At 64.2% G+C, this 13,811-nt stretch carries 13 protein-coding genes and 1 riboswitch; of the genes, 9 read left to right on the top strand and 4 right to left on the bottom strand.

What is annotated here, in order from left to right:
* The first annotated feature begins 105 nt into the window (after positions 1-105).
* From ACIQC5_RS19300 to mnhG, 6 genes are read left to right on the top strand one after another with little or no spacing between them, the layout of a single operon-like run.
* Positions 106-3,093, top strand: a complete 2,988-nt coding sequence (locus ACIQC5_RS19300) for a Na+/H+ antiporter subunit A (RefSeq protein ID WP_400286066.1) — start codon at positions 106-108, stop codon at positions 3,091-3,093.
* Positions 3,090-3,599 (top strand): Na(+)/H(+) antiporter subunit C, encoded by a 510-nt coding sequence (locus ACIQC5_RS19295; protein WP_400286064.1) that lies wholly within the window; start codon positions 3,090-3,092, stop codon positions 3,597-3,599. The genes ACIQC5_RS19300 and ACIQC5_RS19295 overlap by 4 nt, the downstream gene beginning before the upstream one ends.
* Complete coding sequence (locus ACIQC5_RS19290; protein WP_400286061.1) at positions 3,596-5,164, top strand: Na+/H+ antiporter subunit D; 1,569 nt, start codon at positions 3,596-3,598, stop codon at positions 5,162-5,164. The genes ACIQC5_RS19295 and ACIQC5_RS19290 overlap by 4 nt, the downstream gene beginning before the upstream one ends.
* Positions 5,161-5,727, top strand: a complete 567-nt coding sequence (locus ACIQC5_RS19285) for a Na+/H+ antiporter subunit E (protein ID WP_400286058.1) — start codon at positions 5,161-5,163, stop codon at positions 5,725-5,727. The genes ACIQC5_RS19290 and ACIQC5_RS19285 overlap by 4 nt, the downstream gene beginning before the upstream one ends.
* Positions 5,724-6,002 carry a monovalent cation/H+ antiporter complex subunit F gene (locus ACIQC5_RS19280; RefSeq protein WP_400286055.1) on the top strand — a complete coding sequence of 93 codons (279 nt, stop codon included), beginning with the start codon at positions 5,724-5,726 and terminating at the stop codon, positions 6,000-6,002. The genes ACIQC5_RS19285 and ACIQC5_RS19280 overlap by 4 nt, the downstream gene beginning before the upstream one ends.
* Complete coding sequence (gene mnhG, locus ACIQC5_RS19275; RefSeq protein ID WP_400286052.1) at positions 5,992-6,396, top strand: monovalent cation/H(+) antiporter subunit G; 405 nt, start codon at positions 5,992-5,994, stop codon at positions 6,394-6,396. Before ACIQC5_RS19280 ends, mnhG begins: the two co-directional genes overlap by 11 nt.
* Before the next feature lie 51 nt (positions 6,397-6,447).
* Here mnhG and ACIQC5_RS19270 read toward each other — a convergent pair whose 3' ends face one another.
* The gene (locus ACIQC5_RS19270) at positions 6,448-6,708 is read right to left on the bottom strand and encodes a DUF4235 domain-containing protein (protein ID WP_400286049.1); all 261 of its coding nucleotides are present in this window, start codon (positions 6,706-6,708) and stop codon (positions 6,448-6,450) included.
* Positions 6,709-6,747: 39 nt separating this feature from the next.
* The gene (locus ACIQC5_RS19265; protein ID WP_400286046.1) at positions 6,748-7,440 is read right to left on the bottom strand and encodes an NUDIX hydrolase; all 693 of its coding nucleotides are present in this window, start codon (positions 7,438-7,440) and stop codon (positions 6,748-6,750) included.
* Positions 7,441-7,656: 216 nt separating this feature from the next.
* Positions 7,657-7,794: riboswitch (TPP riboswitch) on the top strand.
* Between the two features lie 75 nt (positions 7,795-7,869).
* On the opposite strand from ACIQC5_RS19265, the gene ACIQC5_RS19260 reads away from it, so the two are divergent.
* The 3 genes from ACIQC5_RS19260 to ACIQC5_RS19250 are packed head-to-tail and all read left to right on the top strand — an operon-like array spanning position 7,870 to position 10,900.
* On the top strand, positions 7,870-8,490 hold the full coding sequence (locus ACIQC5_RS19260; RefSeq protein ID WP_400286044.1) for an ECF transporter S component: 621 nt from the start codon (positions 7,870-7,872) through the stop codon (positions 8,488-8,490).
* Positions 8,490-10,109, top strand: coding sequence for an ABC transporter ATP-binding protein (locus ACIQC5_RS19255; RefSeq protein ID WP_400286042.1), 1,620 nt, complete (start codon positions 8,490-8,492; stop codon positions 10,107-10,109). The genes ACIQC5_RS19260 and ACIQC5_RS19255 overlap by 1 nt, the downstream gene beginning before the upstream one ends.
* Positions 10,106-10,900, top strand: coding sequence for an energy-coupling factor transporter transmembrane component T family protein (locus ACIQC5_RS19250; protein WP_400286040.1), 795 nt, complete (start codon positions 10,106-10,108; stop codon positions 10,898-10,900). Before ACIQC5_RS19255 ends, ACIQC5_RS19250 begins: the two co-directional genes overlap by 4 nt.
* An 81-nt stretch (positions 10,901-10,981) precedes the next feature.
* Here ACIQC5_RS19250 and ACIQC5_RS19245 read toward each other — a convergent pair whose 3' ends face one another.
* The gene (locus ACIQC5_RS19245) at positions 10,982-11,593 is read right to left on the bottom strand and encodes a GNAT family N-acetyltransferase (RefSeq protein WP_400286037.1); all 612 of its coding nucleotides are present in this window, start codon (positions 11,591-11,593) and stop codon (positions 10,982-10,984) included.
* 33 nt (positions 11,594-11,626) lie between these two features.
* A complete protein-coding gene (locus ACIQC5_RS19240; RefSeq protein WP_400286035.1) occupies positions 11,627-13,753 on the bottom strand; it encodes a penicillin acylase family protein in 2,127 nt (708 codons plus the stop codon).
* Between the last annotated feature and the right edge of the window lie 58 nt (positions 13,754-13,811).

The following is a 13,811-nucleotide window of genomic DNA, read 5'->3' as shown; positions in this document are numbered from 1 at the left end:
TTATAAAACTGTCCGATCCCCTTGATAAACTAGGTCAATCGAACCCAACGTATGACCGCCTGCTCCAACTTTTGACAATTCGTTCCTGACTTTGCGGAGACCACAGTGATCACAGTTCTCGCCATCACCTTTGTAGCGGCAACTGTGGCGCCCTTGATCTTTGGCAAACTCGGCAGGAATGCGTTCTACGTCCTTGCAGGTGTGCCCGCTGCGGCCTTCATCTGGCTGGTTCTTCAGTACGACGCCGTATATTCCGGTGGAGGCATAGAGGAAGTCCTCCCGTGGATTCCTGACCTGAAACTTGAGTTCGCCTTCCGCATGGATGCGCTGAGTTGGGTGATGTCGCTGCTGATCCTGGGTGTCGGTTCGCTGGTCCTCATCTATTGCGCCCGGTATTTCAAGAACAAGGACCCCGATCTGGGCGGCTTCGGTGCGCAGTTGCTGGCTTTCGCCGGTGCCATGTTCGGTCTGGTGACTTCCGATGACCTCTTGATGCTGTTCATCTTCTGGGAACTCACCACCATCCTTTCCTACCTGCTCATCGGCTACGCCCGCACCCGCTTGGCTGCACGCCGTTCAGCACTGCAGGCGCTCATGGTCACCACAGCGGGTGGCCTGGCGATGCTGGTGGGGCTCATCATCATGGGCCAGGCGGCCGGGACCTACCGCATTTCCGCGATCCTCGACCAAGCCGGGTCGCTCGTCAACGGCACTACCGGCGGGATGGTGGCTGCCGCCGTCGTACTGATCCTGGTTGGCGCGGTGACCAAATCAGCGCTGGTTCCCTTCCACTTCTGGCTCCCGGGCGCCATGGCTGCTCCCACGCCGGTGAGCGCTTATCTGCACGCCGCCGCAATGGTCAAGGCCGGAATCTACATCGTTGCCCGCTTGGCGCCTGGCTTTTCCGTGTCGGAGTTCTGGCTTCCGGTGGTTTTGGGTCTCGGCCTGGCCACCATGCTCGTCGGTGGGTACAGGGCCCTCCGGCAGACAGACATCAAGTTGATCCTGGCCTACGGAACCGTCAGCCAGCTCGGGTTCCTGACCATGGTGGTGGGGCTCGGACGACCGGATGCCGCATTGGCCGGACTCGCGCTGCTGCTGGCCCACGGCCTGTTCAAGGCAGCGTTGTTCCTGGTGGTCGGCATCATCGACCATCAGTCGGGCACGCGCGATATCCGCAAGCTGTCGGGCGTCTTCCGTTCCTCCCGGGCGCTCGGAATCGTGGCAGGCATCGCTGCTGCGTCCATGGCCGGCGTGCCGCCGTTGGCCGGGTTCGTCGCGAAAGAGTCGGTTTTCGAAGCCTTCGTCCACTACGGCACGGACCATGACGCGCCCGCTTGGGGCGTGTGGATCCTGGTCGGTTTGGTCATCGGATCCATCCTCACGTTCGCCTACAGCGCCCGCTTCATGTGGGGGGCTTTCGCAACCAAGGCCGGCGTGGAGCGTACTCCCTTCAAAGCCATCAAGCCGGCCTTCCTTGCCGCCCCGGCCATCCTCAGCGTCCTGACGATCGCCTACGGTCTCTGGCCGGTGCCGGTGGACGCCTGGATCCAGCCGTACGCTGCGCTTTTCTCCGAAGGCGAGGGCGCGGTCGACGCCGGACACCTGGCTCTGTGGCATGGGCTCACACCCGCTTTGGGCCTGACCGCGATCACTTTCGCGTTGGGCGCGGTGATGTTCTACGGCCGAAACCTCGTTTCCAGGCTGCAGGGGCTGGTGCCCGACTGGATCGACAGCGACCGCGCCTACCAGCACACCATTGGCGCGCTGGATGACGTCGCCGTCTGGGTCACGGGCCGTACCCAGCGTGGTTCCCTGTACTTCTACCTGACCGTGATCCTGACGGTGGCCTTCGCCGTTCCGCTGACCGCCCTGATTGCTGCCAACAAACCGCTGCCGGAGGGGATCTACTTCATCGATCCCCACTCGCCGCTCCAGCTGATTGCGGCTGCGGGCATCGTGGTGGGTGCATTGGCTGCGGTCCGGGCCAACAAGCGATTCCTGGCTGTGCTCATGGTGTCGGTCACCGGCTACGGGATTGCGCTGATGTTTGCCCTTCAGGGTGCTCCGGACCTGGCGCTGACCCAGATGCTCGTGGAAACCATTGTCCTGGTGGCCTTCGTGCTCGCCATGCGCAGCCTGCCCGCCGAACTGCGAGACCGCACCGGTGGCCGGTTGAGGGTGGTCCGTGTGATCGTGGGCGCCGCATTCGGCATCACCATGATCTTTGTGGCCATCTACGCGATGGGTGCCCGGGTGGCTACCCCCATCTCCCTTGAATTCCCGCGTTTGGCCTACGAGGGCGGTGGCGGACTGAACGTGGTCAACGTGACGCTCGTGGACATCCGGGCCTGGGACACCTTCGGTGAGATATCCGTCCTCGCCGTGGCGGCCACCGGCGTGGCCAGCCTGATCTTCGTGCGTAGCCGCGGCGACCGCATCAAAACCTCAGAGGCAGTGCCGGAAGGCAGCGTGGGGCGCCGCACCGGCGTCGAACGCAACTCCCGCGACGGTGCCACGCTGGCGGTGGCGAAGAAGTTCGCCGATGTCTCGCGTGATGCCTGGCTTGTGGCCGGCCGCACACTGGCGCCGGAACGGCGATCCATCATCTTCGAAGTTGTCACCAGACTGATCTTCCACTCGATGATCGTCTTCTCCATTTACCTGCTGCTGGCTGGGCACAACCTGCCCGGCGGCGGCTTCGCAGGTGGCCTGACAGCCGGCCTCGCGCTGACCATCCGCTATTTGGCGGGCGGGCGGTTCGAGCTCAGCGAGGCAGCGACAGTCAGTGCAGGAACCCTTTTGGGGACGGGACTCGCGACGGCGGCAGCGTCCGGTTTCGTGCCGCTGCTCCTGGGCGGGCAGGTATTCCAAAGCGCGATCATCGAGTTCTGGCTCCCAGTGTTCGGCGACATCAAGTTCGTGACTTCCACGATCTTCGATATCGGCGTGTACATCGTGGTGGTCGGGCTCGCGCTGGACGTGCTCCGCAGCCTGGGCGCTGAGATCGACGAACATTTCGAAGGCAAGGGCGCGCCAATCGCCGAAGCCGAGATCGAAGAAGCCACCGCGTCCGGGAAGGGTAACGCATGAGCATCAACCTGACCCTGTTGATCGTGATGGGCATTCTGTACGCGTGCGGAATCTACCTGATCCTGGAACGCAGCCTGACGCGCGTGCTGCTTGGGCTGATGCTTCTGGCCAACGCCACCAATATCCTGATCCTGAGCACTGGCGGGTACGCCGGACTTGCACCGCTGTTCAGCAAGGAAACGGATCCGACCACGTACAACGATCCTCTGCCGCAGGCCCTGATCCTGACGTCGATCGTCATCTCCTTCGCTGTCACCGCTTTCATGCTCGGCATCATCTACCGCACGTGGGCTTTGGCACGGCAGGACGAGATCCAGGACGACCTTGAAGACCGCCGCGTGGCCAAGACGCCGAGTTTCGACGCCGAGGACGACGCCATTGTTCCGCTGGAAACTTCGGAGTTCGCCGTGACTTCTGCCGCGACGCCCGGTGCCCAAGCAGAAGGTGGCGGGACGGACCACACCGGAGACACCATCAAACCAACCCAGGAAGGAGACGGCGCGTGAACCTCGCCAACCTGTCGCCGCTGGCTGTGCTCCTCCCGATTCTGGGCGCTGCCCTGGCGTTCGTACTGATCCGGCACACGGCTGCACAGCGCGTGGTGAGCATCGTTATTCTCAGTGCCACCCTGCTGCTTGAGTGCCTGCTCCTGATGTCCGTATGGGATGGCGGAACCACGTCCGTCACGCTGGGTGGTTGGCTGCCGCCGTGGGGCGTGGTCCTGGTGGTGGACCAGTTCTCCTCGCTCATGCTCGTGGTCTCCACGGTGGTGAGCCTGGCGGTCCTGATCTACGCCACTGGCCAGGGCATGGCCGACGGCGACCAGGAAGCTCCGGTCTCGATCTTCCACCCCACGTACTTGATCCTGGTGGCGGGGGTGTCCAACGCCTTCCTCACCGGTGACCTGTTCAATCTCTATGTGGGCTTCGAAATCCTGCTCACGGCAAGCTACGTCCTGATGACACTGGGCGGGACCGGGCCGCGCATCCGGGCAGGCGTCACCTACGTTGTGGTGTCCGTGGTGTCGTCCGTTTTGTTCCTCATCGCTATCGCCATGATCTACGGGGCCACCGGAACCATCACCATGGCCGATCTCGCCATCAAACTGGCGGAGCTCGATCAAGGCACCCAGAACCTGCTGCACGTGATGCTGCTGGTGGCGTTCGGAATCAAAGCCGCAGTCTTCCCGCTCTCGTTCTGGCTTCCGGACTCCTACCCAACAGCCCCTGCTCCAGTCACTGCTGTTTTCGCAGGTTTGCTGACCAAGGTCGGCGTCTACGCCATGGTCCGCACAGAGACTCTGTTGTTCCCCGGGGACACCTTGAACGTGCCCTTGATGGTGGTGGCCCTGCTCACCATGGTGGTGGGCATCCTGGGTGCGTTGGCTCAGAGCGACATCAAACGTCTCCTGTCCTTCACCCTGGTCAGCCACATCGGGTACATGGTGTTTGGCTTGGCGATGTCGTCCGTGGCCGGCCTCGGGGCAGCCGTGTTCTACGTGGCCCACCACATCACCGTCCAAACCAGCCTGTTCCTGGTCACAGGCCTCATTGAGCGCCGCGGTGGCAGCTCCTCCATTGACCGTTTGGGTGGCCTCGCCAAGCTTTCACCGCTCCTGGCCTTGCTGTTCTTCATACCGGCCATGAACCTGGCAGGCATTCCGCCGTTCTCCGGCTTCCTCGGAAAGCTCGGCCTCCTGCAGGCCGGCGTGGAATTGGGAACACCGCTGGCAATTGTGCTGGTGGTGGGTGGTGTGGTCACCAGCCTCCTGACGCTGCTTGCCATTGCCCGGGTCTGGAACAGGGCGTTCTGGCGCAAGCCCGAGGATGCGGAATTCCCTGACCCCGTGCTCATGGCTCCCGGGAACGTGGGAGTGCTTCCCCGGACGATGGTGGGCTCGACGGCGGGGCTGGTGGTCTTCGGCGTCGCACTGACCGTCTTCGCAGGCCCGCTCTTCCACGTGGCAGGCGGTTCCGCGGAGATCATGCTCGACCGCACGGCGTACATCCACTCGGTCCTGGGTGACTCCGCCGTGGTACCCCCAATCGGGCAGTCAGGTGGAGTTCGATGAGCCGCAAACCGATCTCTTTCCGCACAGAGCTGCCCCTGCTGATTTGGCTGGTCATTGTGTGGGGCGCACTGTGGAGGGACTTCAGCCCCGGCAATCTGCTGTTCGGCGCCCTCATTGCCGTGGTGGTGGCCAAGCTGTTCTACCTCCCGCCCGTAGAGCTAAGCGGCAGGTTCAACGTACTCCGCGCCATTCCGTTCGCCCTGATGTTCCTCGCCAAGGTGGTGGCAGCGAGCTTCCTGATCTTCTACCTTGCGGCCGTGAAAGGACCTTCAGTGCGCAGCGCCGTCGTCGCTGTTCCGCTGCGGAGCCACTCAGACCTGATGGTGACGGCAACCGGGCACGTGATCTCACTGATTCCGGGCTCGCTGGTGGTGGAGGTGGACCGCTCCACGTCCACCCTCTACCTGCACGCGATCAACATCCACAACGATGCCGACATCGACAAAATCCGCCGGGAAGTCCAGCAGATTGAAGCGGGGCTGATCCGCATCATGGGTACTCGCGAAGAAGCCGAGGCACTCCAATCGGAGCAGGCAACCGGAAGCGAGAGGGCAGCGCTGTGAAGGAAATCGTCCTGGTGGTCACAGCAGTGATCCTTACACTGGCTGCGGCCGGAGCCATTGTGCGCATCGCCATCGGACCGTCGTTGCTGGACCGGGTGTTGGCCTCGGACGTCCTGCTCGCCATTCTTGGCGCTGCCCTGGCGATCGACATGGCCATGAACCGTCACCTGAACAACTTGATGCTGCTGGTGGCCCTCGCCGTTATCGGATTCATCGGCTCGGTGACCGTTGCCCGCTTCGTAGCCGAAAGGAGGGACCAGAGCAATGACTCCTGATGCCACAGGCGTGGACGCCGTGATTGACGTAGTGACCGCCGTGTTCCTGGTGGTGGGTGCTTTGATGTCCCTCGGGGCCGCAATTGGTTTGCTGCGTTTCCCGGACCTCATGAGCCGCATGCACGCGGCCACCAAGCCGCAAGTCCTGGGGTTGTTCCTCATGCTCGCGGCGATTGGCCTGCAAATGCGCACATGGTGGGTGTGGCCCATCCTGGTTGTGGCATGGATCTTCCAACTGCTGACTGCGCCCGTTTCTGCGCACATGGTTGGACGCTCGGCCTACCGCACCAAGCACGGACACCGCGAACTGCTCACCACAGATGAGTTGGAGGCCGTGGTGCAGAGGGCTGCCGGCGAAGCGTCGGAGGCAGGAACGCACGACGCCGACCGCTGAGGGCGGCCGTTCATCCAAGCTCCAGCGGGGCCGGCTACAGCGCCGCCTGCTTTAGACGATGTCCTGGGACTTGGCGAAGCGCGCGATTGCGCGCTGGGTGCCACGGCTCGCAAGGACCTGGATGAGCGTGCTCACGATTGCCGAGATCAGTGCGAAGGACAACGCTGAACGCAGGCTTGTTTCCATGTCGTCATTGCCCTTGGGCGGCTTGTTGCCCGTCGCCTTTTCCCAGCCTTTGTTGACCAGTTTGCTGCCGATGAGTCCCGCTCCGACACTGACACCGGCACCAAGCAACTTGAAGAAGAGGTTCATGCACCCCAGCCTAGCCTCACAACCCGGGACGGTTGGCGACTAGCGGCGGTTTTCCCGCTCTTTCAGGAACGCTGCCATGGAGCCGGGTTGCGGCAACACCGGAACAACAACATGCTCGGCCGACCATACCGCGTCTACTGTTCCCAGCGCGGCGACTTCGTTGAGCAGGAAGTACGTGGGCGGCATAAGGTCCAAGGTGCCGGCAGCCTCGGCATGGAGAATCTGCTGCACCGGCATCCACAGGGACTGCCACGCCTCGGTGGTCTGGTGCTTGGGCTCGGCTCCGGGTGCAGGCTTGGCCACGAAGAAATAGGTATCGAAGCGCTTGGGCATATCCGGCGGAGTGACCCAGTTGGCCCATGGACGAAGCTCGTCGCCGGTCAGGCTGAGCCCGGCTTCCTCCTGGACCTCGCGGAGGGCCGCGGTCAGTACGGTCCCGGCGTTCTCGCGGGCCTTTCCGGGATCAGCCGCGATGGAACTGAGATGCCAATCAGCCGCGTGGGTGTTCAGCAGATCTGTGGGGTAGTCCCACCCCTCGCTGTCGCTCGGGTCAACGCGCCCACCCGGGAAGACCACCATTCCTGCCGCGAAATCCATGGTGGTGACCCTGTGCTGGACAAAGGCTTCAAGCCCGCCCGGCGCATCGCGGAGAAGGATGACGCTTGCAGCCAACCGTGCCGGTGGCGCGGAGTCGGGCGAGCCGGGGAGGTTCGTTGGAGGAAGGTCCGTCATGAAAGTGCCCCTTTGCCGCGTCGAGTCTGCTGGATCATTCTCGCAGGTCTTGTTGTGGGGCCTGGTGTGCGCGCTATTGCGGGAGGATGGGGCGCAGAGCGGGCCTCGCAACGTGCGCCACCAACGGATGCACCGTGGAGCCAACCGGTTTGTGACTGGACAGAAGCGCCAAAACAGTCGCAGGTGTAAACTGAACCACGCCCACAAGGGCAGATTTGATAACGACAGGGGAGCGCCGCCGTCGGGCTCTGCAGCGATGCAGGACACCGCGAGGGCGCTGAGAGTGCGGACAGCCGCAGACCCTCGAACCTGATCCGGTTAGTACCGGCGCAAGGGAGTCGAGCTTCTCAGAGTGTCCGGATCCGGGCGGCGCAGGCCGGCTGGAGAATCCGGGTAGCACTTTCCCCTCCTGTACCTCAGGAGGCAGAAATGACCACGGCAAACGTGAAGAAGACCAGTTATAACTGGCGTGTTGTAGACATCGTGGTGGCAGCGCTGATTGCCATCGCCGGCGGCGTGATCTTCTGGGCATGGTCCCAGGGCGCCGCAATCGTATCCATTCCCATGAACGCAACGTATCCTCCCCTGACCGGCCTGATCGCCGGTGGCTGGATGATCCCGGCCGTCCTGGGCATGCTCATTATCCGCAAACCGGGTGCAGCCCTGTTCTGTGAGGCCGTCGCCGCAACCGGTGAACTGATCATGGGTTCCCAGTACGGGACCACCGTGCTCATCTCTGGTCTTCTCCAAGGCCTGGGCGCGGAACTCGTCTTCGCAGCGTTCCGGTACAAGAAGTTCAACCTGCCCACCGCGCTCCTCGCAGGCGCAGGCGCGGGCCTGTTCTGCGGCCTCAACGACTCCTTCATGCCGTGGGGCTGGAACATCGCCTACGAAGCTGTGGACAAGCTCGCCTACATCGCTTTCTGCACCCTGTCCGGCGCGATCATCGCAGGCGCGCTGTCCTGGGTTGCCACGCGTGGCCTGTCCAAGACGGGTGTGCTCAGCGCATTTGCATCGCGCAAGGCCGCTTCGGAGCCCGTCTTCAACTGATGTCGGCCACGCGTAACGGCAACCGGGTACGGCCTGCCGCCATCTCCGCCGAAGGCTGGGGTTGGCGGCATGCCGGCCGTTCCACGCACGCTATCCAGGGCCTCGATCTCCGGATTGAGCCTGGTGAGCGGGTGTTGTTGCTGGGTCCTTCGGGCGCCGGCAAGTCCACCCTTCTGCATGCCCTGGCCGGCGTGCTGGGCGACGAGGAAGACGACTCCGACGAGACCGGTTCCCTCCTGATCGACGGCGTAGCTCCCCGCGAGCAGCGAGGCCGCGCCGGTCTGATGCAGCAGGACCCGGAGACCCAGGTTGTCCTCTCACGGGTGGGTGACGACGTCGCCTTCGGCGCCGAGAACCTCGCCGTGCCCCGGGATGAGATCTGGGCGCGCGTGCATGAAGCGCTCGACGACGTTGGGTTGCGCACCACGGCAGGCGGCGGTTTGGCGTTGGACCACCCGACGGCAGCCCTCTCCGGTGGGCAAAAACAGCGGCTTGCCCTTGCGGGCATCCTGGCGATGCGACCGGGACTGATCCTCCTGGACGAACCGACGGCCAACCTGGATCCCGTCGGGGTCCTTGAGGTCCGCGACGCAGTGCGCCGCTGCCTCGACAAGACCGGCGCTACTTTGGTGGTTGTCGAGCACCGGGTGTCCGTGTGGAAGGACCTGGTGGACCGGATTGTGGTCCTGCAGCCAGGGTCGGCTGCAGGACCCGGCATAGGCTCCGGCACACCGGGCGTCCTCTTGGACGGCCCGCCGGATCAGGTCCTGGCTGAGGCCCGCACCATGCTGATGGCAGCCGGTGTATGGGTGCCCGGGTACGTCCCGGCAACCCGCTCCCGAACCGACAATCACCATGCATCCCAGCTCCTCCTCGCGGCCCAGGATTTGGCCGTTTCCCGCGAAAAGCCACGGAGAAAGGGCTTCAAAACCATCCCCCCTGTGCCCGTCCAGTCAGGCATCAGCGCGCAGGTCAGGGCTGGTCAGGCACTCACCGTCACCGGGCCCAACGGAGCCGGCAAGTCCACCTTTGCGCTCACGTTGGCCGGTCTTTTGGCGCCGGTGGACGGCAAGGTGAGTGCCGCCGTCGAGCTTTCCGACGGAGCGGGAATTGACCCGTACAAGTGGAAGGCCGACCAGCTGATTTCGCGCATCGGGACCGTTTTCCAAGAGCCTGAGCACCAGTTCGTCACGGGCAAGGTCCTGGATGAACTGATGTTTGGACCCAAGCATCTGGGGCATGGCGAGGAACGCGTGGACGAACTGCTGGAGCGGCTCCGGCTCACGCACCTGGTGGACGCGAACCCTTACACACTGTCCGGAGGAGAGAAGCGCAGGTTGTCGGTGGCCACTGTCCTGGCGGCCCATCCGAAAGTCCTGGTGCTCGACGAGCCCACGTTCGGCCAAGACGCCAATACGTGGGCAGAACTCGCCTCGTTCCTGTCGGAATTGCTCGACGCCGGGACGGCAGTGGTCTCGGTAACGCATGATGAAGAATTCAGCTCAGTCCTGGGTGGCATGGAACTGCGGCTGGACCCCATCAGCGCACAGGAAGCCTTGGGCGGACCAGAAGTTGGCGGGCAAGGAAATCCAGCCCGCCAGGAAGCCGGTGCAGCATGAGGGACGCCCTGAATCTTCGCGGCAACCATGCCCTCCTCACCCGCGCCAACCCCTTGGCCAAATTTGTTTCGGTGTTCCTGATATCGCTGGTGCTGGCGTTGTCCATCGACTGGGTATCTGCGTCCACGGCGCTCGTTGCGGAATTGGCGCTGTTCCCGCTGGCTGGACTGACCATCAGACTGCTGTGGCAGCGCGCCTGGCCTCTGATTCTCGCGGCAGCGATCGGCGGCTGGAGCACCGCGATTGTCGCGGCGGACAGCGGCGCGATACTGCTCGACGTCGGACTCTGGTCCATCAGCGAAGGTTCCCTCGAGCTGGGGCTGGGTTTCATGTTGCGCGGCCTCGCGATCGCATTGCCGGCGATCCTGCTCATGACCTGCACCGACCCGACTGACCTGGCCGATGCATTGGCGCAGAAGGCGCGGCTGCCCCATCGGTTTGTCCTGGGTTCCCTGGCGGCGATGCGCCTGGTAGGGCTCATGGCTGAGGAGTGGCAGACCATCGGCATGGCGCGACGCGCCCGGGGTGTGGGTTCGCAGGGGAGTCCGTGGCAGCGGTTGAAAGCCACGCTCGGGCAAAGCTTCGGGCTTCTGGTCCAGGCTGTCCGGCGGGCCTCGCGGCTCGCTGTCACCATGGAAGCCCGTGGATTCGGTGGCGGGCAACGCACGTGGGCCCGCGAATCCACGTATTCGTTGCTGGACGTTTGGGTTGTGCTTGGCGGGCTGCTGATCGCCGCAGCTGCGGTGCTGACGGCCGTGGGTGCAGGGACGTGGAGTTTCGTCTGGCGCTAGGGCTTGGGGTGTCGCGGCGGCCGAGGCTGAGGCGTAAGCGGTTGAGCGGCTGCTCAGAGGAGCGGCCAGGAAATGTGAAGCCTAGCTGCCCGCTTGGTCCGCCCGCTGTTCCTCGATCTGGTCAAAGCCCGCCCGCGTCAGGAAACCGAGCTGGGCTTCCTTTTCCGCGAGCTGGACGATTGGGCCAAGTTCGAAGCACGTGGCTTGGAGGCGGCGCAATGCCTTCGCGTTGCGGGCGTCCGGCTCCACAATGATCCTGTCCTTGCCGGGCAGCGAGAACATGTACCGGATCAGCGAGGTAGCGAGCCGCGGCGTGAAGTGCGGAATCGGCCGGGTGGCCGGCGCCAACAGCAGATGCATTCCGATGTCTTCTTCGCGGGCGGGGTAGGCCTCGCCAACCGGGTCGTGCAGCGGCTCATACGTCTGGAACAGGGCCAGTGGCTCGCCGTCGACAATCACCAGGAAAGCGTGGTGCGTCTCCAAGGAATCCAGGAACTCGTAGATCTCCTGGACGTACTCGCGGGAGTGCTCGGTCATCCCCCAGAAACGCGCGCGCGGCTGCGTGACCCATTCATAAATGAAGTCGATGTCGTGGGCAGGGGACAGCGGGACAATCCGCAAGGAACCCCAGCCCTCCAATTCCTCGGAGTAGATGGTGGTGCGGACAGAGAAGTCCTGGGTGATGGCCGTCATGGTTTCCTTTGGGGATCGGAATGGATGGAGGGTCTACAGGGCATCTGGAGTGAGCTGGTCCCACCCCGCGACAACTGGGATCAGTTCGCCAGCAGCCCAGAGCGGCAATTGGTCGGCAAAATGGGGGTGCTTCGGGTTGCCTGCGGCGCCGAACGGAACAATCCAACGGCTCTTCCGCCGATCGGAAAGGTCCCACACATAACGGGCCACGGGTCCACGGAAGCTGCGGTCCTCGACGCCGGGGAGGCTTTCGGTGCACAGCACGCACCCAGTGTCGCCGGAAAGGTCAGCGCTAGGTGCTGCCTTGGCCAAGTCACCCGGCAGGAGGTGAATGGGCAGGACTCTGTGCCGGTCGCCCCACACGGCGCCGTTCAGCACGAATTCCTCCATCGCCGCGTCCTCAAGCGCCCCGGCGGCCTCCACGGTAACCCCTATGCCCAGCTCGGAGCCACGGACCACCAGCGTCTCCAACGCGAAACCGATGCGGGAGGCCACGGACAACCACGGCCCGAACAAGGCGGAGTATCCCGTGGGCACAGTGAGCGGAGCCAGAGCCGGATGCCGTGCGATGCGTTGAACCAGCGTGCCGCGCCATGACGCGAAAGCGGCGGCCCCACGGCTGCCGGCGTCCATCTGGCCGTCCCAGCCGAGGATTCGGGAGCGCAGTTCCTTGGCTTCGGACGAGAGATCGTCCGCGTCGAGGTCTGCGAGTAGTCCGCGGAACAGCGGCCAGGGCCCCAGCAGGGTGTCCGAGTGGATCGCCTGCATGTGATCCACGGTCAGCGGGGCGCCGGAGGCCTGCAGCAGTTCGCCGATCCGCCGGGCACGGTGCGCCGGCGCGAATTCCATGGCCACAGCATCCCCACCACCGGCCCTGCGATCGTTGGCGCTGACCACAAAAGACTGGACCTCAGCGCGGGGCAGGGCCACGTAATGGCCGTCCCACGCGTTGCGGGCTGAGAATGCCGGCACGGGCAGGCGGCGGTTGGCGGGGTTTCGTTGCGGGACCAGCCCGGCGACGAAATGGCGTACCGAACCTGTGGAGTCGCCAGCAACGACGCTGTTGACCGGTTCCACCCACGAGTCGAAAGCGGCCTCGATATCGGCCACATTCCGGCTCCGCAGCAGCGGCAGGAGGGCCTCAAAACCCAGCCGCCCCTCGACCCGGGCCGGGAACCGCAAACTCAGCACGCCGCCGTCGGGCCCTTCCGAAATGATCGGACCGCGCGCGGTCTCCGCTATCTCGACGCTTTCCGGCGAACCGGCGCGGACAAGGATGGTTTCAGAATGGACGACGACGGGTTCCCACCCTTGCGCGCCACGCGCCATGAGGCGTTCGTCTTCGGTTCCGCGGACGGGTACCCGGCTCAGCTCTTCCTCGAAGACGTCCTGGTAGTCAGCCATGGCGTTGGTGATGGCCCATGCGGTGTGGCCCGTGTGTGCGAAGTGCGGCAGGCCGGGAACGCCGGGGAATGCGAACCCGACGGCGTCGAACTCGGGGCACGCGAGACGGACCTGCTGGTAGACACCGGGGAGTTCCATGAGGCGGTGTGGGTCGCCGGCGATCAAGGGCAGGCCACTCTTCGTTGTGGAGCCGTGGGCCGCCCATGCGTTGCTGCCGGACCAGACGGGAGCCTCGATGTTGAACAGCTCCACGGCTTCGGGCCCGAGCGTCCGCGCCACGTGGGCCCGGAAAAGCTTGTTGGGGAAGGTGGAGAAAAGGATGTGGTGCACCAAAAAGACGCCCATGGGAGTCCAGGGGTTCCACGGTTCGGGCGACGTGCCGGACTCATCGAATTCCGGCCCGCCCCGCAATCCGTCGGCCAGCGCGTGGTTGATGCCGTCAACGTACCGCTGGCACCAGCGCCGGGTTTCGGCGTCGAGCCCTTCGAAGCAGCGGCGCGCGGTGTCGTCCAGCCGGGCCTGCCGGGCAAAGCGGTCCCAGGTGATGACGTCGGCACCCAGCATTTCAGCGGTGCGGCCTTCCGATCTCCAGCGTTCCAGCTCAATCTGCCATGAGCGGTCCGTGGCCACGTTCAGGCCTTGGACGTAAGCGAGGTCATCAGGAGTTTCCGCCCACAAATGCGGGATTCCCCATTGATCGCGGTAGGTGCCGGTACCGCCTGCCGGGGCGGAATCTTGCGCAGGGGCAGGCGTCATGATCTCTGGCCGCTTTCGAGATTAGGTTAGGCTTACTTAAGTTCAAGATAGGTGGCTT

Origin of the sequence: Paenarthrobacter sp. NPDC092416 (assembly GCF_044755025.1) — a bacterium.
In the GTDB taxonomy this organism is placed as follows: Bacteria; Actinomycetota; Actinomycetes; order Actinomycetales; family Micrococcaceae; genus Arthrobacter.
This window is presented reverse-complemented; position numbering and strand designations above follow the sequence as displayed.